The sequence below is a fragment of the Roseomonas sp. KE2513 genome, from assembly GCF_016107305.1.
Classification (GTDB): Bacteria; Pseudomonadota; Alphaproteobacteria; order Acetobacterales; family Acetobacteraceae; genus Roseomonas.
The window spans coordinates 1-17559 of sequence record NZ_RCVR01000065.1 but is presented as its reverse complement, the minus strand read 5'-3'; the positions used below and the strand labels follow the sequence as shown (position 1 = coordinate 17559).

Here is a 17559-nt window from a genome sequence, read left to right as displayed (position 1 = left end):
CATCAGCACGCTCCTCTTTAGCCTGCGGTAGAAAACAGACGGACGCTAAGCGACTGAGGTGGCTATCGTCACCGAGCTGCGTGAACTGCATGTTGGACCTTGGGCGCCCGGAATACGGGTGTACGGCCTGAATGTCGGGGCCCTTAGCATCGCTGGGTCCAGCGCCCTGATCAATGCAACAAGGTCAAGTGCAGCGTGGGAACTGCGGCGCCTCGCTCATCGGCCGGGCAGCGCCAGCAGCGCGTCCAGCCCCTCCTTGTCCGCGAGGAGCGCCGCCTTCTCGGCGCGGGTGAGGGCATCCAGCGCCTCCACCAGCGACGTGGCCGCCGCCACGCGCGCACGGCCCATCACCAGCGAGGCATCAAGCGCGCCAGGCCGCGCCTGGGTTGCCGGCGCCAGCATCGCGTGGTGCGCGGCTAGCAGCACGGGATCGGCACGCAGTCGCGCCACCGCCTCGCCCTCCGGCGCCAGCATCTCCCAATCCTGGCGCAAGGCCACCGTGCGCGCGAGGATCGGCGGAGGGTCGCGCTCCTCCGGAATCAGCAGCAGCCCGGCCCGGCGCAGCGCCTGCCCAGCCCCCCTGCGTGCGGTCCAGGCTGCGAGCGGGATGGCCAGCGCCAGTCCCAGTACGACCGGGGACATCCAGGCCGCGAGGAAAGGGGAAACGAGGAAGGCTGCGACGCCGAAGGCTAGTCCAAAGGCGGTGTGCCGCCAGTAGAGGCGTGCCACCTGCCTGATCGGCAGGACGCCGTCGTCCCGCACCTGAGCAGACCAGCCGGCATCCCGTCCCAGCAGGATTGAGACGACGTCGGTGGATTGGGTAAGCATGGTCACAGGTGCAAGCAACCCAGCGAGCACGGTTTCAATCAGCACGCTGGTCAGCGAGCGCAGCACCCCGCCATGCCCGCGCCGCCACGCACGGTTGGCCAGCATAGCGCCCCAGGCGAGCAGCTTGGGCACCAACAGCAGGCCCATGGTGGCGATGAACACCCATTTCGCGCGCACGGGATCGACTATCGGCCAGTTGGGGAACAACGTGGGCCCTGTGGAGAAGTACTCCGGTAGAACGAAGCGCGCCTGAAGGGCCAGGAGGACGCCGGAGATCAGGAACAGCAGCCACAGCGGTGCTGTGATATAGGACCCAATCCCGACCAGGAGGTGCGAGCGCGAGATCGGGTGCAGCCCCCGTGCCGGCAGTACGGCGAGGTGCTGCAGGTTGCCCTGGCACCAGCGCCGGTCGCGGATCGCGAGGTCGGACAGGGCCGGCGGGCTCTCCTCGTAGCTGCCTGGCAGGGCCGGGATGAAGTGGATGCCCCAGCCACGGCGCCGCATCAGCGCAGCCTCCACGAAGTCGTGGCTCATTACCGTGCCGCCGAAGGGCTTGCGGCCGGGCAGGTGGGGCAACCCCGCCGCGCCCGCGAAGGCTTCCGTGCGGATCATGGCGTTGTGGCCCCAGTAGTTGCCCTCCGCCCCGTGCCAAAAGGCAATGCCGTGCGCGATCACCGGCCCGTAGAGGCGGCCCGCGAATTGCTGCATGCGGGCAAAAAGCGAGCGGCCATTCACGATTACCGGCAAGCTCTGAATCAGACCCACCTGCGGATGTGCCTCCATGGCGGCGGCAAGGCGCACCAGGGATTCGGCGGACATCACGCTGTCCGCATCCAGGATCAGGAACTGAGGATAGGCTCCGCCGTGGCGGCGTACCCAGTCTGCGATGTTGCCAGCCTTCCGGTCGGTGTTCTTCGCGCGGCGGCGATAGAAGATCCGTTCCCCACCGCCCGTACGGGTGCGGAGCGCGAGGAAGGCCTCCTCCTCCCGCGCCCAGGCGTCGGGATCGGTGGTGTCGCTCAGGATGAACAGGTCGAAGCCATCCGCACGCCCGGCGCCGCGCAGCGCTTCAAGGATGGCCTCCAACCCTGCCAGCACGCGGCGCGGGTCCTCGTTGTAGACGGGCATCAGCAACGCCGTGCGCGAGGCCGGCGTGGGCAACGGCGCCGTGGAGTCGATCCCCAGCGCCCATCCCCCGCCTGAGACGACGCTGAGCACGCCGCAAAGGCTGCTGACGAAGGACAGTGCGATCCAGCCGAACAGCGGCACGAAGAGCGCGAGCACGAGCGCGCCGGGCGTGAGCACGGATTCGACGCCGAAGACCAGCGCCATCTCCCGCGCGCCAAAGGCCGTCAGCAGCAGGGCGGCGCCGAATACCGCGAGGCGCCGCCAGCCCATGCCGCGCGGCCCCGTGCCGGGCGCGGGTACCGGCCTAGGCACCTCGCGGAAATCCTGCACGGGCATAGCCAGCGGCGCCTCGGGGGGCATGGCGGCCAGCGACGGCGCGCCGGCCTCCCGGCGGGTCAAGGTGTCCAGCGGAAGAGCCATGTCTCGCTCAGCGGTCCTTCGTCATCCTTCAGCCGGGCCCAGAGCTCGACCAGCTTCTCGGTGCCCGGCATGAGCTCGAAGGAAAGGCGCCAGCCTCCCGTCTCCGGGTTCCGCTGCACCACTACGTTCTCGATCTTCCCGGCGCTCGCGGAAACCTCCGCAGCCGGTTGCGCGCCCCCGGCCAGGGCTGCAAGGCGCCCGCCCGCTACCTCCAGCACAAAGAGCCGCGTGCCCTGCTGCTGGGGCTTGCCGCCCTGCCGGGCCTCTTGGAACTGCGCGGGCGCCGGGCGCCCCCCCGCCGCGAAGGCCGCCGCCGAGGTCCAGTGAAGGCGATAGACGTAGCTGTACTCCTGCCCGGGCCGTAGCGGGGCCCTGGGGCGCCAAAAGGCGGCGATGTTGTCGTGGATTTCCTCCCTGGTCGGGATCTCCACCAGGTGCACCGCGCCCTCGCCCCAGTCGCCGATCGGTTCTACCCAGGCACCGGGCCGCCGCTCGTAGCGGGCCTCGAGGTCGTTGTAATCGTGGAAGGCACGGCGGCGCTGCATCAGGCCAAAGGCGCGCGGATTAGCATCGGCGAAAACGCTCACTTGGAGTTCGCGCGGATTGGCGAGCGGCCGCCAGATCGCCTCGCCCCGGCCGGTGGACAGCATCAGGCCGTCCGAGTCGTGCACGGCCGTACGGTAATCGTCGGTGCCCAGGCGGTCCAATGGGGACAGCAAGAACATGCTGGTCAGCGGAGCGATGCCCGCCGTGCTTATCTCTGCGCGAGGGTAAAGGCGGCATTCCACGTCGAACGCCGTCTCCTCCCCCGGACGGATGGTGAAGCGAAAGGCGCCCGTGGTGCTCCGGCTATCCAGCAGCGCGTGCACGACTGCCGAAGAGCCTCCGTCCTGCGGGCGCTGGAGCCAAAAGGCGCGGAACACCGGAAATTCCTCGCCGGAGCGCTCGGCAGTGCCGATCGCAAGGCCGCGCGCGGAGAGCCCATAGATGTGCCCCCTGCCCACAGCCCGGAAATAGGAGGCGCCGACAAAGGCAGCTACCTCGTCAAAATGGTCGGCCCGGTTCATCGGGTGGGTCAGGCGGAAGCCCGCGAAGCCGAGGTCGCCCGCTGGTGCCCCGCCGACCTCGGACAGGGTGAAGGCAGCGGGGTCGTAGGCGATGGGGCTCGCCCGGCCCTCCGCCACCTCGAACAACTCCACCTTCTGCTTAAACAGGAAGCCGCGGTGGAAGGGTTGCATCTGGAAGGGTAGGTTCCGGTCGCGCCACAGCGCACGCTGCGCGTCGTAACGGATCGTGCGGTACTGGTCGTACCCGAGGTCGGAGAGAGGGCCGGGCAAGCGCTCGTCCGGCGCGGCGAAGGGCTTTGACGCCAGTTCGCGCGCCATTTCGCGCACGGTCGTGTCATCAAAGAGGTGTGTGGGCGCGTCGGCGGCTCGGGCGGCGCGGATGCTCGCGGGGGAAACCCCTGGAAGCAGCCCAGCCATGGAGAGAGCGGTCAGGATGGCGCGGCGGTTCAAATGGTTCTCCAGGTCCGGGCAGCTTGCGGTGCTGGCCTCAATCCATAGAAAGATGCGCGGCGGAATTGGTTTCCTCTGGGCAGCGAAGCGCATTCCACCTGACGCGCGCCGAAGCGGCAGCACCGTCAAGGTGTGGGTGAGCAGTACTCAGCCTTGTAGAAACCTCTCAAGAACAGCGGTGGCGGTCAGGATGACGTCCACGTCAGCCTCGCTGCCCTCGCCGCTGTTGGCACGCCAACGCTCCATGGTAAGCGACACGGCAGCACCGAGCTGTTGCTCGGGCCGAGCCTTGCGCGGGTGAGCGCCGCCCTGGGCGTCGAGGTGCCCGACCACTTTGCCAATGCATCACTTCAGCACGGTATTGCCATCGTGGTGCGGCTGGCCCGGCTGCATCGCCGCGCCAAGCTCCTCGGTGAGTTCCGACAGGCTGGCCGTTCACATGTAGAGACAGGGCGCGGAAGCGATTGCTTGCTCGTCAACCTGGAGCGAATAGTCAGCCGCGGGTTGCTAACTTCCTTCCCGTGCACCCTGACCGGCTTACGGTGGGGCTCTGGGTCGTAGGACCCGGCTCATCGGGTCCGATCCAGGGACCTAACAATGACGAAGCCGCTCTCCCCCACACAGGTGCAGATCCTCTTTGCTGCCGCCCAGCACTTGGCAGGGCTAGCCGAAGCGCCTCCGAACCTGCCCGCTGCCGCTCGGAATGCGGTGTTCCTAAGCATGCTGAGGGCCGGGCTGCTGGAGGAGGTCCCCAATTCAAATGGCAGCGCTACAACGCTGTTGCGGATCATCGCAGCCGGGCTGGCAGCGGTCGGCGAGCCGAGCACGGCGGAGTTGTCCGGAGAGGCCGATCAAGTGGCGCAGGAGGGGAGGGAGGCAGGCAAGCCCAGCACGGCCGCGTCAGAGGCCCGGATGCCGCCCATTGCACCCATTCCTAGCCACAGCCTCGCAGCACGCTGCGAGACGTCGCAGCCGCCCTACTGGTGGCCTGGGATGCGGGAGAGGGTCAGTTCGGCCTGCCCAGCGCCGTTGAGGCCCTGCGCGCCGCCCTCGGCCAGGCTAAGGCAACCCGCGCGGCCCGTGACCCTTCCACCCCGCGCGGCCCACGCGAGGGTACGAAGCAGCAAGCCGTCCTCACCTTCCTGGGCGGGTAATAGGGCGCCACCATCGCCCAGATCATGGGGGCGACCGGCTGGGTACAGCACACCGTCCGCGGCCTCCTCGCTGGGCTGAAGAAGAAGGGTCACACAATCGAGGTGCTGGAGCGGGTGCGCCAGGTCGGGCCAGGGGCTCAGGGCGCCAAGGGCAGCTTCAGCGTTTACCGCATCGCCGCCGGGGAGGGAGGCTGATGGCTACTCCGCGCCGGTCTTTTCAGAACGCCGCTATGCGGTGATGCTGTGCCGGGCCTTCGCCGCTCAACAGGAGCACCGTTGCCTTGGATCAAAAGCACCCAAGGCAACTGCGGGCCCCTCGTCCGCTGCCAGTTGTGAAGCAGCGACGAAGGACTGGTGAGACGAGCGGAAAGCCAGAATGCTTCAGAAGCAGGGTCAGAGCGTCTTCAGAAACTCTATGAGGTCCCACCGCTGATCATCGGTCAGTGCGGGACCGATCGTGCCATTGTTGTGTGGGCCATCCCGGAACTCATGACCGCGGTTCCAATTACCCGGAATGCTGGTGTCGTAGCGGAAGCCGCCATCAAACGGGGCTGTCTCAAAGCCGACCTCGCGGGAGTTGAACTGCCGGCTGCCAATGAAGAAGACAGCGTCCCTCCGCTCGGCCGGAAGCAGCACCTGATACAGCGTCGGCACCGACCCATTGTGCAGATATGGTGCGGTCGCCCAGACCCCGTTCAGCGGACGCGCACGGTAAGCGGCAGGGGCGCGCCATTCATTGCGGCGGAATCCGTTCATCTCCTGCTGCTGCGCTTCTGGAATATTATTCAGTTCATACCAAGCCTGGATGACCCCGGTCGTGACCGTCTGCAAGCCTTCAGCTGCGGAGATTTGCTCTGTGGCGCTTCGGCTTGGGAAGGCCCGGCGGCGGATAAAGTTCATTGCTGCCTTTGGGTCAGTGCCAATGCGTTCAAGCGTGACCATGGTGATACGCAGTTCAGGTCGTGGCACCTCTCCCGAAGAGGTCTCGGCCATCTCCCAGCGACCCTCGTGACATCCGGCGCAGAGACGACGATATTGCGCCTCTCCTCGCGCAGCAGCCGTGCGGTCGATGGGGCCGAGCAGATCCTCGGGCCATGCCGGCGCGCGTAGCCCAGCGCCCGGGACAGGGCCGGCCAGGAGAAGCTCCATGGCGTGGATGTTTTCGATCCGTACTGTAGAGCGGTAAAGCTCCTCGGGTGTGCCAGACAGCTTAGTGCCCGCTCGCACGCCCATGGCCTCCGCGACGTTGCGGCCCATCGGCTGACGAATGGAACCGTTGTACTGGACCCAGTCGAACCAGGGTGCGTCCCATAGGGCAGGATAGCTCACCGGGCCATCCGCCACGGCGAAGTTGCGCCGATCGTTCATCAACGTGCCGAAAACGAAGTTCCCGCCGCGGCCAAGGGCATCCAGGCGCCCGAAGCCCTCTGCGACAGGGTAGAGGCCATCTTGTCGCGCTACCCCGCTCTCAGCCTGTCCAGAGGCGATGGCGCGGTCCAGGCGAGCCTTGAGCCGGTCTCTCGCATCCGGAGTGTCTCCGGCGCCTAGCACTGTTGCCGCAAAACGGCCAAAGCGGGGTTCCGACTGTTGTGTCAGGAACAGTGCGACGCCTAGCTGGCGCTGGAAAGCGGCGGTGTCGGTCATCGCCGGGCCACCATCGATTCGGACAGCACGGCGGCCACGCTCAATCTGCCCCGTATGGCAGGCGGCGCAGGTGAGGCCGACGATTGTCTCCGGGGCGTTGTCCTCCTCCCCCACGAAGCGGTCGTCAGGAGCGAAGCCGACGGGCAGGCCCTGCGGATTGGTGGCCGACGGGGGATCCGGTAGGAAACCGAAGCGGGCAAGATACTCTGGTGCTGCAAAGCGAGGTGCGCCGGTCAGGCTAAGCTCCGGCTGTTCCAGGGCTAGAAACCATGCCATCGGCATCAGGCGGGTGCCCTGGGACGTGTGATAGAACCAACGGCGTTGAGCATCGGTCCAGTTCTGCTCAGCGAAGGTCAGGTCACCGACCGGGCGGTAGGCAGGCAGATCGGCGCAACCGGCGACGAGAGCGAGGCTGAGGGCAACCCAGGCCCTGACGCCTCCCTTCATGGGAATCATCAGGCGTGCCTCCTGTCTTCTTTCCGACAAGCCACGTTACAGAGCGCGTTCTTCATCAGCAAAGAAATTGCGCCTCATCATCGTAGCCCAACAATTGGCTCCCCTGCAGCGGGCTCCATTGGGTTCTTCGGCAGGCGCGCAGCGTTCCACCGTTTCCGAGGACTTGCTGGCGCGCTCGCGTCAGGGATCCAGGCTTACTCCGGTCCTTGCGACAACGGTGCGGAACTTTGCGAGTTCTGCCTGGAGGAAGGCTGTGGTGTCTTTCGGCTCGTTCGGCCTCGTCCACGGAGCGACGCCGGCGACCAGTAGGCGCTCCTGCAGCCGGGTCTCGGCGATCACGGAGCGGATCGCGCGGTTGAGTTCGGCTGTGACCTCGGGCGGCATCCCGCGTGGCCCGATGATCGCGAACCAGTTCTCCAGATCAAAGCCGGGAAGGACAGACTCGGCCAACGTCGGGACGTCCGGGAAGGAGGGGAAGCGTTCGAGGCCTGTCACCGCCACGGCCCGAACGCGCCCGTCATTTACTTGGCCAGCCGCCGAGGCAAGCACGGCCACGCCCCACTGCGTTTCTCCACGCGCGATGCTTTCCACCATCAGCCCACCGGACCGGTAGGGCACGTGTGGAAACCTGCTGCCGAGCCCGAGGACGGAGGCAAACATCTCCGCCGAGAGATGCGGCATGGAGGCGACGCCGGAGGAGGCAAAGGGCATGGTGTCGGGCGGTGCTCCCTTGAGCCGCGCGATCGCCTCGGCCGGCGTGCGGGCCGGAAAGCTAGGGGGCACGACGATGATCATCGGGCCGGTGCCGATCATCGCGATATGAGTGTAATCTGCCATCACGTCGTAGCGCGTTCCGCCCTGAACCGCGTTGGGCGCGAGCGCGTGGGAGGAGGCTTCCACCAGCATGAGGGTGTAGCCGTCCGGTGGCTGACGCCGGAACCAGTCGCTTGCGACGATACCTGCCGCACCAGGCCTGTTCTCAACGACGACCCGGCCATTGTTCAAGGCTGGTCCCAGCCGATCTGCGACTAGGCGCGCTGTCACGTCAGTAGAGCCACCCGGGGCGAAGCCAGTCACCAAGGTGATGGTGCGTTCGGGATATGCGGACGCCGGCGCACTCAGGCATGCGGCAAGGGCTAACCCTAGTACAGCCCGACGGAACATGACGATGACCTCCCAATTTTTGGGAATGGTTGCGCCCTCGCTGCACCAGCGCAAGCGCTTCATTTGCTTGGCTTATGCGCCCGACCGACCGATGAGTCGTTGGCACGGTGGGGTAAAACCCCCCGTGTCGCCCTGGCCGCGTCTCGGCAGGGCTCTGGGTCGTGGGACCCGGCTGATCGGGTCCACCCCAGGGATCTTGACGATGACAAAGCCGCTCTCTCCCACCCAGGTGCAGATCCTCTCTGCTGCTGCCCAGCACCAGGCAAGGCTGGCCGAAGCGCCCTCGAACCTGCCTGCTGCCGCCCGGAACTCAGTGCTTCAGAGCATGCTGAGGGCCGGGCTGCTGGAGGAGGTTCCCGATCCAGGTGGCAGCGCTACAACGATGTTGCGGATCACCGCAGCCAGGCTGACGGCAGTTGGTGTGCCGAGTATGGCGGAGCCGGCCGGAGAGGCCGCTCAAGTGGCGCAGGAGGGTAGGGAGGCAGGCAAGACCAACGCGGCCGAGCCAGAGGCCCAAGTGCCGACCGTTGCGCCTGCTGCCCAGCCACAGCCTCGCAGCACGTTGCGAAACGCCGCAACCGCCCTGCTGGTGGCCTGGGATGCGGGAGTAGGACGCTCCGCCCTGCCGGCTTCCATCGAGGCGCTCAGGGTCGCCCTGGGCCGCAGCCGGGCAAGTCGGTCGGCCTGTAACCCTTCCGCTTTCCGGCTCCCGCGTAAGGGCACCAAGCAGCAGGCGATCCTGACCCTCCTGCTTCGGCCCGAGGGCGCCACCATCGCCCAGGTCATGGAGGCGACCGGCTGGGCTCCCCACACGGTGCGCGGCTTCATGGCCGGGCTGAAGGGGGAGGGCCACGCCGTCGAGGTGCTGGAGCGGGTGCGGCAGGTCGGGCCGGGAGCCCAGGGTGCGAAGGGCAGCTACTCGGTCTACCGCATTGCCGCCGGGGAGCAGGGCTGATGGCTACCCTCCGTCGTTCCGCTACCCAACCCCGCTACGCGGTGGCGTTGTACCGGGTCTCCACCGCCGAGCAGGGGCATAGCGGTCTGGGGCTCGAGGCACAGCAGGCGAGCGTCCGGGCTTTCGTCGAGCGCGAGGGCTGGGTGCTGGTTGCCGAGCACCAAGACACAGCCTCGGGCAAGGACGACCACAGGGCTGGCTTCCAGGCGGCACTGATGCGATGCCGGCAGCTCGGGGCGGTGTTGGTGGCAGCGCGCCTCGATCGGATCACTAGGCGCGCTCCCACGCTGTCGGGGCTGCTGGAAGAGGGCATCTCTATCCGGGCCGCCGACATGCCAGGGGCCGACGATCTGATGATGCGGGTCTACGCCGCCATGGCTCAGAGGGAACGGGAGCTGATCTCAGAACACACGAGGGCAGCGCTGGCGGCGGCACGCGCGTGGGGCGGTACTCGGTGGGGATCGAGGGTGGAGACCGGTGACACCGCCGTGCGCAGTAGCAGCGGCTCAGGCCCGGCAAGAGGAAGCATTCCGCACGGCGCACCGGCTTGCTTTGGAAGTGGAGGCGATCCGGGCCGAAGGGTTCACCACGAACCTGCGAGTAGCGCGAGCGCTGACGGAGAGAGGCGTACCAACACCGGGGGGCGCGGTGTGGACCCACACAACTGTCGCGCGGGTCATCGGACGGCTTGGAGCCGGGCTGCCGCTAATGCACTGTCCACCCGGAGCAGATCGCCGCTCGTATGTCTTGGCCTGCCCGAGACCAGAAAGCCCACATTTGAATGACTGAGCGGCGAAAGCTGCCGCTACCGGCGGCCGAATAGTTCGCTTGCTGCTAGCCATCCGGATTTTCAGCCGCTATGGGCTCAGGGCCGGACCGTGTCGATCACTCACCTCGCGCCAAGCGGTGCGATGCACACCTATATGGCCATGTGGTGCGTCATGCTTCGAAGATGGGCAAAGCTCGCAACCCCAATCGCCGGTGGTTCTCTCGATCAGCTTGGGCCAAGAGACCCAATCACGTTATCCGCCTGCTCACGGCGGTCCTCGCTCGGGAGACCGCGCGTCGTATGGCCCGCCCGAGCCACCACTGGCTTGCCAAATGCATTTGGTATCGGAGCGAAGTCTGGTCCACTGTGTCGAGCGACCCGCCTAGCTCGCGGCGGGTTCGCAGAGAATAGCCAAAGTCGATCGGGGCCAGCGATGTGAGGCGATCGATGGCGGAGAACCAGTCCGCGCTGCGCGCGGCGTCAGCCTGCAACGCCCGGACCGATGCAAGCCGGCAGTTCTGATAGTGTTGCAGGGCAGTGTCGAGCTCGTAGGGGCGGCGCTCGGCGATGGCGTCGCCGAGGGCGATCGCGTCCTGCACGGCAAGCCGGGTGCCTGAGCCCACCGAAAAATGCGTGGTGTGCGCGGCGTCGCCAACCAGAACGACGTGGTCATGGTACCAGCGCATATTGGTGACCGTCGTGAAGCTGTCCCAAGCGGCAAACGCCGACCCATTCTGCTGGGACACCAGATGGTGGCCGGCCAAGTGCCTGGCGAAAATGCGTTCGAGCTCTGTTAGGCAGGACTGCGGATCGGCCAAGGCGAACCCGAGCCGCTTCCATGTCTCCTGGGCACACTCGACGATCACAGTACTCCGTCCCTGCTCGAATCTGTATCCGTGGAACCAGATCCAGCCCTCCGGCGTACGCTCGAAAGCGAAGGTGAAATCATCAAGGGGAACGGTGGAACCCAGCCAGATGTGCTTGTTGCGGTTCGTCCGTTCGACCGTGCCGAACCGGTTGCCCCAGGCGCGCCGTAGTCGGCTGCCAGCGCCCTCGGCCACGACGAGTAGGTCAGCCCCATCGTGCACCCTTACGGTGTCGATCCGGCAGTCGAACCGGACATCGACGCCGAGGTCGCGGGCGCGGTCCACCAGCGTGTCGATCAGCCGTCGTCGGCTCATGCCGTAGCCGGTGCCGCCAAGGTGCACCGGTCGGTGGTCCTGCACACAGACACGCTGGCCCGCCCACCGAACAGAGCTGGCTCGTATCGACCGGGCAGTCGGCGGATCGACCCGCCCCAGCGTATGAAGGAGGTCGTCCCAATAGACGATCCCCCAGCCATAGGTTGTGTGCTCCGGTCGTCGTTCGAGCACGGTAATTCGATGCGTTGGGTCCCGCCGCTTAGCGGCTATGGCGAAGGAGAGGCCGGCCGGACCGCCACCAATGCAGGTGATGTTCACGGCGGGGTCGTACTCCCGGCGCGCGGCTTCCTGATCCATCGTTGCGGCCAGTCTCGCTCGCGGCGCGCCCGCATCCAGATCCGGACCTGTTCCATGCCGTGGCGGCCGAGTTCTGACTTCGTCACCGCATTCAAGGCTAGTCGCAGCGCCGCCGGCCGGATTAGTTCAACCGGTGCGGGATAACGATACGGCTCACCCCCGAACGATAACTTAGCCTTGTCCGGCCCAGGCCACGACGCGCAACTCCGACGGCCGAGGTCGATCGTGTCCCGGAGGGTCTCGTCAGCGAGACCGCCGAAGTCGAGCCAACGATAGCCCGATTGTTTGGCCCAGCGGATCATCTCCCACCGTGCCGCACCAGGGACGCTAAGCCGTGCTCCTGGCCCGGTGCGATCAAAGCCGGCGTACCGGCCGCGGACCATCCCCCCGCACATGGTGACCAAGTCAGCGGTCACCGGCCTGCCGTGCACTTCGCCCACGAAGAGCGCAGCCTGGCCGCTGAGTGCCAACGTGGTGTAGAGGTGCTGAAGGTACTCCAGCCTTGGGGGAGAGTGGTAGCCTTGCGCCGCGGCGGTGGCCCGCATTAGGTCCACAAGAAGGGGCAAGTCCCGCTCGTCACCGAGCCGCACAGCCACGCCCACGCTTGGCCAACGGCTGCTCCAGGACCGCAGGCGAGGGCTAAGGCGCTGCCGGATTTCATGGATGTCGCGGGTCAAGTCGATCCGTATAGATCCGCGCAGCGCGACCTGTGTGGTCGAGTGACGGAAGCCGTGGTTGAGTAGATGATCGCGGAAGTCTTGGCCGCCTTCGGGAGGTTGCACGAAGAGCATTCGTACGTCTTCCAGTTGGGCGAGATCACGGGCTAAATCGCGGGCCACATCGGCGCGCTCTGGCGCGTTTACCGCCACGAGCGGTCCGTAGGCGACGTAGCCGACATGGCCAAGGACTGGCAGGCGCCGCAGCATGATTTGGGCTCCACCCACGAGACGGCCGTGGCGCCGTGCCAACACCCATCTCGGCCGGAAGCCTTCCATCGCGCGGACGCGTCCCCAGACCGAGAGTTGCGTGACGTCCGTTCCCGGCGTTCGGCTCACCAACTCGTCCCACTCGTCCAGAACTGCGCTCGACGGCGGGGCGCTTAGGTCGTTCACATCAGCAGCAGGGAGCAGAGGGGGCCAGTACGTCATCGCCGAGCCAGTTCAAGCCCAGGGTCGCGGAGGCCGAAGACCTGATCGCGCCAAGTGCCGGTCGCTCCCATGTCGGCTCGCTCTTGCCCATAGGCGTTCAGCCGCGCTCGTCGAGAATGGTAGATCCACAACCGCAATGGCCGACCTCCCACTGGGCAGCCCGCTGACAGGCTGCCGCCGGTCGCATCTTCTCACTGCAGGTTGGGGATCGGGAGCACAGCCCAACCAGAGTGTCGCAGACACACATCCAGGGTTAGTGCACATCTCACCAGGGGGCATAGAATTAATGAGTGGCCCGCCGAGGTGGAAACGCATGTTTGATGGCTCGCCGTTCCACTGGTGAACTGGGATTTGCCTCCAACCGTAATGGCCGCGGCTCAACGTGACCTCTCGGCCAGCGTCTGAGACGCGAAGTGGAGCGCCTGAATTACCGAGGCTACGCAGAGCAATCCACGGCGTGGGAACGTGGATGAGTTAGAGCCATTGTCGTGCGAGCTGATCAGATTATCTGGCGCCCGCACACCCTCCCAGGCTGTTGATTTCTACTGAGAGCTGACCCGAGAGGGGCCGGAGTTTTCGCTGAGAAATGACCCGTGTCTGTTCACCTCCCCGGCCGGATGGTCGGGGTTATCGGAGTGATCGACATGGAGTTGTTGAGTGTGATCCGCCGGTGGCATCACCGGGACCGCATCCCGATCCGCGGGATCGAGCGGCGGACAGGCCTGTCGCGGAACACGATCCGCAAGTACCTGCGGTCGGACGCCGTGGAGGTGCGGTTCAAGGTCCCTGAGCGGCCCAGCCATCTGGACCCGTTCGCCGACAAGATCTCGGAGTGGCTGAGGGTGGAGGCGGGCAAGGGCCGCAAGGGGCGCCGGACGGTGCGGCGGATCCACGCGGACCTGGTGGCCCTGGGTTATGGCGGGTCCTACGCGCGGGTCGCTGCCTTCGTCCGGCGCTGGCAGGCGAGGCGGGAGATGGCGCAGCGGACCACCGGTCGTGGGGTGTTCGTGCCGCTCGCCTTCCAGCCCGGCGAGGCGTTCCAGTTCGACTGGAGTGAGGATTGGGCGACGGTGGGCGGCAAGCGGCTCAAGCTGCAGGCCGCCCATACCAAGCTGTCGCACAGCCGGGCCTTCGTCATCCGGGCCTACAAGCTGCAGACGCACGAGATGCCGTTCGACGCCCTGGCCGAGGCGTTCCGGGTGCTGGGCGGCGTGCCGCGTCGCGGTATCTTCGACAACATGCGGACCGCCGTGGACCGCGTCGGCACGGGCAAGGTCCGGCAGGTCAACGCGCGGTTCCAGGCCATGGCCAGCCACTACCTGTTCGAGCCGACGTTCTGCAGTCCGGCGTCAGGCTGGGAGAAAGGTCAGGTCGAGAAAAACGTGCAGGACGCCCGGCGGCAGATCTGGCAGGTCATGCCGCCTTCAGCGGCCTGCCCGCCCTCAACGCCTGGCTGGAGGCCCGCTGCATCGAGCGCTGGAGCGAGCTGCCCCACGGGGTTCTGCCGGGCAGCGTCGCCGAGGTGCACGCCTTGGAGCAGGCGAGCCTGATGCCGATGGGACGAGCGTTCGACGGCTTCGTCGAGCACGCCAAGCGGGTGTCGCCGACCTGCCTCGTGCCTTCGAGAACAACCGCTACAGCGTCCCGGCCTCGTTTGCCAATCGGCCGGTCAGCCTGCAGGTCTACCCCGATCGGCTTGTCGTGGCGGCCGAGGGGTAGGTTGTGTGCGAGCACGCCCGCATCGTCGAGCGCTCGCACGACGTGCCCCGCCGCGCCGTCTACGATTGGCGGCACTACCTTGCCGTGATCCAGCGCAAGCCCGGGGCGCTGCGCAATGGCGCGCCCTTCGCCGAGATGCCGGAGGCCTTCCGCAGGCTCCAGGCCCAACTCCTGCGGCGGCCGGGAGGCGACCGCGAGATGGTGGACATCCTCGCCCTCGTGCTGCAGCACGACGAGGGGGCGGTGCTCTGCGCCGTGGAGCTGGCCCTCGAGGGCGGTGTCGCCACCAAGACCCACGTCCTCAACGTCCTGCACCGCCTGACCGACGGCACGAACACGGCCACGGTCATCGACGCACCCCAGGCCCTCTTCCTGAACCAGGAGCCGCGAGCCGACATCGGGCGCTACGACGCGCTGCGGGACCGCGAGGTGCGCCATGCGTTATGACCCTGCCAGCGCCGCCCTCGTGGTCATGCTGCGCGGGCTCAAGATGTACGGCATGGCCCAGGCGGTCGCCGAGCTGGTGGAACAGGGGGCCCTGGCGTTCGAGACAACCGTGCCCATCCTCTCCCAGCTGCTCAAGGCCGAGATGGCCGAGCGCGAGGTGCGCTCGATCGCCTACCACACCAAGGCAGCCCGGTTCCCGGCCTACAAGGATCTGGCAGGCTTCGATTTCGCGGCGAGCGAGGTGAACGAGGCCGCGGTGCGGCAGCTGCACCGGGGGGAGTTCACCGAGAGTGCCGACCATGTCGTGCTCATCGGCGGGCCCGGCACCGGAAAGACGCACCTCGCCTCGGCCCTTGGCATCCAGGCCATCGAGCACGGCCGCAAGAAGGTCCGGTTCCTCTTCCTCATCGACCTGGTGAATGCGCTGGAGGGGGAGAAGGCGGCAAACAAGGCCGGGCAACTCGCCGACCGCCCGCTCCGGCTCTACCTCATCATCCTCGACGAGCTCGGCTACCTGCCGTTCAGCTTGTCGGGCGGTGCGCTGCTGTTCCACCTGCTCAGCAAGCTTTACGAGCGCACCAGCGTCGTGATCACCACCAACCTGAGCTTCAGCGAGTGGGATGGCGTGTTCGGCGACGCCAAGATGACCACAGCCCTGCTCGACCGGCTCACGCACCACTGCCACATCCTGGAGACCGGCAACGACAGTTTTCGGTTCCGGAGCAGCTCCGCCGAGCCCAGAAACAGGAGGACCAAAACACCCGCTTGACCCGCCACTAAAGCCGGCGGGACATAGGCCTGCACTGGTCAGTTCTCGATGAAAACGCCGGGTCAGTTCCCAGCGAAACTCAACAGTCGAGGAGCGTGGATTGCTGCACGCGCCCGACACCTCCCCGCAGGCCCGCACCCTCTATGCCGAGGGCTACGGCGTCTCTCAGTTGCGTAATCGCGCGCGACGCAAGCGCTATTACGACAGCAACTCAGATCTCTGGACTTGTCTGCCCCTCACGTTCCGGGCGCTCGCGCGCGGTGCGCCGCCGCTTGGACTGCCCGCTCTCGGGGCCCTGTTTGAGGAGGGTCAGTGCAGTCGACTGGACGCGGCGGCACTGCCGAACCGGCGACTGCTGGCCGCGGTCCATACACTGGCCTTCTTCACAGACAATGGCGCCCTCCAGCGCGTGAACTACCGGGACATGGGGGCGGAGGAGTTGGGCTCGGTCTACGAAAGCCTGCTCGAACTCCATCCCGTGGTGTACGTCGACACGCGGCCATGGACCTTCGCCTTTGCAGGAGACGAAGCCGCCGGAGATGCGGGCGCGAGCGAGCGGCGATTGTCTGGTTCCTACAATACGCCTGAGAGTTTAGTGATCGAGTTGCTTCGCTCCAGCCTCGATCCACTGATCGAGAGGACGGTCGCGGAGAAGCGCGCCAACCCACGAGAGGCGCTGCTCCGCCTTTGCATCATCGACCCGGCCTGCCGCTCCGGCCACTTCCTGCTCGGCGCGGCGCGGCGGCTTGCCGATGCAGTGGCACGATTCGATGCAGACGGTGATCTGCCAGATGAAGCTGTCCGCCGCCGGGCGCTGCGCGAGGTGGTGCGCCGTTGTATCTACGGTGTAGACCGGAATCCTCTGTCTGTTGAACTCTGCCGCACGGCGCTCTGGATCGAGGCTATCGAGCCCGGCCGCCCGCTGTCGTTCCTCGACGCGCATATCCGTTGTGGCGATGCGTTGGTCGGCGTGACCGACCTGCGCCAGCTTGCGGACGGCATCCCGGACGAGGCTTACGAGGTGCTCCTCGGTGGTGACAAGGCCGCCGCGACGGCACTGCGGAAGCTGAACAAGGTCGAGCGTGATTCGCCGCACTCCGCAATGGACCTTGACCTTCGACTGCCTGCCAACCTTGCGGCCGGCTTAGATGCTCTGTCGGAGGAGCCGGACGATGACCTCGCTGCGATCAGGCGCAAACGGGAAAGGTTCGAGGCGCTCCGTAGCGGCACTGTTGGTTGGCGATTGAAGGTGACCTGCGATATCTGGACGGCGGCCTTTTTCGCTGAAAAGCGTATGGGCGAGATCAAGGGCCGAGAACTCTGCCCGACAACGGGCGCCGTCTGGCGCTATCTCCAAGGTGGGACACTCTACGGGCCCCTCGTCGCAGAGGCGGACCGCCTCGCGCAACACTACCGCTTCTTCCATTGGCCGCTGGAGTTTTCTGACGCCGCGAGAGACGGCAGCTTCGATCTGGTCTGCGGGAACCCGCCTTGGGAAACGACGAGCCCCGACGCAAAGGAGTTCTTCGCGTCCTATGACCCGCAGGTCCGGTTCATGCCAAAGGAAGAGCAGGCGGCGGCGTTCGACGCACTAAGAGAGAACCCCGGGATCGCCGCGCGCTGGTATGCTTACTGCCGCGCTCTCTACACGCAGACCAATTTTTACAGGAACAGCGGGCGCTACCGGCTCTTCGCACCCGGTAATCTCGGGAAGGGCGACCTGAACGTCTATCGCATGTTTGTGGAGGCGGCACTTCACCACGTCCGGCCTAATGGGCGCGTGGCGCAACTCGTGCCAGAGGGCCTCTACAGTGGAGCAAACGTTGCTACGATCCGCGCCACACTCTTTGACCGCTTCACCACTGAGCGGTTAGTGGGTTTTGAAAACACCAGAGGTATCTGGTTTCCTGATGTCCACAAAAGCACAAAGTTCTGCCTTTAC

General features: G+C 66.4%; 11 protein-coding genes and 2 pseudogenes. 7 read left to right on the top strand and 6 right to left on the bottom strand.

The annotated features are described in order from the left end of the window. Nucleotides 1-216: 216 nt before the first annotated feature. Both mdoH and D9599_RS28490 read right to left on the bottom strand, forming a co-directional pair. On the bottom strand, nucleotides 217-2376 hold the full coding sequence (gene mdoH / locus D9599_RS28495) for a glucans biosynthesis glucosyltransferase MdoH (protein WP_198384669.1): 2160 nt from the start codon (nucleotides 2374-2376) through the stop codon (nucleotides 217-219). After that, nucleotides 2352-3893, bottom strand: coding sequence for a glucan biosynthesis protein (locus tag D9599_RS28490; protein WP_232481045.1), 1542 nt, complete (start codon nucleotides 3891-3893; stop codon nucleotides 2352-2354). The genes mdoH and D9599_RS28490 overlap by 25 nt, the downstream gene beginning before the upstream one ends. Before the next feature lie 1166 nt (nucleotides 3894-5059). On the opposite strand from D9599_RS28490, the gene D9599_RS28480 reads away from it, so the two are divergent. Further along, complete coding sequence (locus D9599_RS28480) at nucleotides 5060-5242, top strand: DUF3489 domain-containing protein (RefSeq protein WP_309228745.1); 183 nt, start codon at nucleotides 5060-5062, stop codon at nucleotides 5240-5242. Nucleotides 5243-5440: 198 nt separating this feature from the next. Here the strand turns inward: D9599_RS28480 and D9599_RS28475 are convergent, their stop codons facing one another. Continuing rightward, nucleotides 5441-7147, bottom strand: a complete 1707-nt coding sequence (locus D9599_RS28475) for a di-heme-cytochrome C peroxidase (protein ID WP_198384665.1) — start codon at nucleotides 7145-7147, stop codon at nucleotides 5441-5443. Between the two features lie 180 nt (nucleotides 7148-7327). Beyond that, nucleotides 7328-8311 carry a tripartite tricarboxylate transporter substrate binding protein gene (locus D9599_RS28470; protein WP_255531700.1) on the bottom strand — a complete coding sequence of 328 codons (984 nt, stop codon included), beginning with the start codon at nucleotides 8309-8311 and terminating at the stop codon, nucleotides 7328-7330. A 202-nt stretch (nucleotides 8312-8513) separates the two neighbouring features. Between D9599_RS28470 and D9599_RS28465 the strand changes: the two genes are divergently transcribed. The 3 genes and pseudogenes from D9599_RS28465 to D9599_RS32595 all read left to right on the top strand — a co-directional run bounded on the left by D9599_RS28465 (nucleotide 8514) and on the right by D9599_RS32595 (nucleotide 10055). Further along, a complete protein-coding gene (locus D9599_RS28465) occupies nucleotides 8514-9266 on the top strand; it encodes a DUF3489 domain-containing protein (RefSeq protein WP_198384663.1) in 753 nt (250 codons plus the stop codon). Continuing rightward, nucleotides 9266-9700, top strand: a pseudogene (locus D9599_RS32600) (recombinase family protein); the annotation flags it as partial. The gene D9599_RS28465 and the pseudogene D9599_RS32600, both read left to right, overlap by 1 nt. A gap of 43 nt (nucleotides 9701-9743) precedes the next feature. After that, nucleotides 9744-10055, top strand: a complete 312-nt coding sequence (locus D9599_RS32595) for a recombinase-like helix-turn-helix domain-containing protein (RefSeq protein ID WP_375373092.1) — start codon at nucleotides 9744-9746, stop codon at nucleotides 10053-10055. A 228-nt stretch (nucleotides 10056-10283) separates the two neighbouring features. Here D9599_RS32595 and D9599_RS28455 read toward each other — a convergent pair whose 3' ends face one another. Continuing rightward, nucleotides 10284-11534: an FAD-dependent monooxygenase gene (locus tag D9599_RS28455; RefSeq protein WP_198384661.1), complete on the bottom strand. Its 1251-nt coding sequence runs from the start codon at nucleotides 11532-11534 to the stop codon at nucleotides 10284-10286. After that, a complete protein-coding gene (locus D9599_RS28450) occupies nucleotides 11492-12460 on the bottom strand; it encodes a GNAT family N-acetyltransferase (RefSeq protein WP_198384660.1) in 969 nt (322 codons plus the stop codon). Before D9599_RS28450 ends, D9599_RS28455 begins: the two co-directional genes overlap by 43 nt. Nucleotides 12461-13326: 866 nt before the next feature. Between D9599_RS28450 and istA the strand changes: the two are divergent. The 3 genes and pseudogenes from istA to D9599_RS28435 all read left to right on the top strand — a co-directional run. Beyond that, nucleotides 13327-14848 (top strand): annotated as a pseudogene (gene istA / locus D9599_RS28445) (IS21 family transposase). Next, the gene (istB, locus tag D9599_RS28440) at nucleotides 14838-15617 is read left to right on the top strand and encodes an IS21-like element helper ATPase IstB (RefSeq protein WP_198384659.1); all 780 of its coding nucleotides are present in this window, start codon (nucleotides 14838-14840) and stop codon (nucleotides 15615-15617) included. Before istA ends, istB begins: the two are co-directional and overlap by 11 nt. A 100-nt stretch (nucleotides 15618-15717) precedes the next feature. After that, nucleotides 15718-17559, top strand: a 1842-nt coding sequence (locus D9599_RS28435) for an Eco57I restriction-modification methylase domain-containing protein (RefSeq protein ID WP_375373091.1), incomplete at its 3' end; no start/stop codon positions are given.

What these genes read in the sequence shown, in the direction of transcription:
- mdoH (WP_198384669.1), bottom strand. Translation starts at nt 2,376, where the DNA reads ATGGCTCTTCCGCTGGACACCTTGACCCGCCGGGAGGCCGGCGCGCCG.
- D9599_RS28475 (WP_198384665.1), bottom strand. Translation starts at nt 7,147, where the DNA reads ATGATTCCCATGAAGGGAGGCGTCAGGGCCTGGGTTGCCCTCAGCCTC.
- D9599_RS28470 (WP_255531700.1), bottom strand. Translation starts at nt 8,311, where the DNA reads ATGTTCCGTCGGGCTGTACTAGGGTTAGCCCTTGCCGCATGCCTGAGT.
- D9599_RS28465 (WP_198384663.1), top strand. Translation starts at nt 8,514, where the DNA reads ATGACAAAGCCGCTCTCTCCCACCCAGGTGCAGATCCTCTCTGCTGCT.
- D9599_RS28455 (WP_198384661.1), bottom strand. Translation starts at nt 11,534, where the DNA reads ATGGATCAGGAAGCCGCGCGCCGGGAGTACGACCCCGCCGTGAACATC.
- D9599_RS28450 (WP_198384660.1), bottom strand. Translation starts at nt 12,460, where the DNA reads ATGCTGCGGCGCCTGCCAGTCCTTGGCCATGTCGGCTACGTCGCCTAC.
- istB (WP_198384659.1), top strand. Translation starts at nt 14,838, where the DNA reads ATGCGTTATGACCCTGCCAGCGCCGCCCTCGTGGTCATGCTGCGCGGG.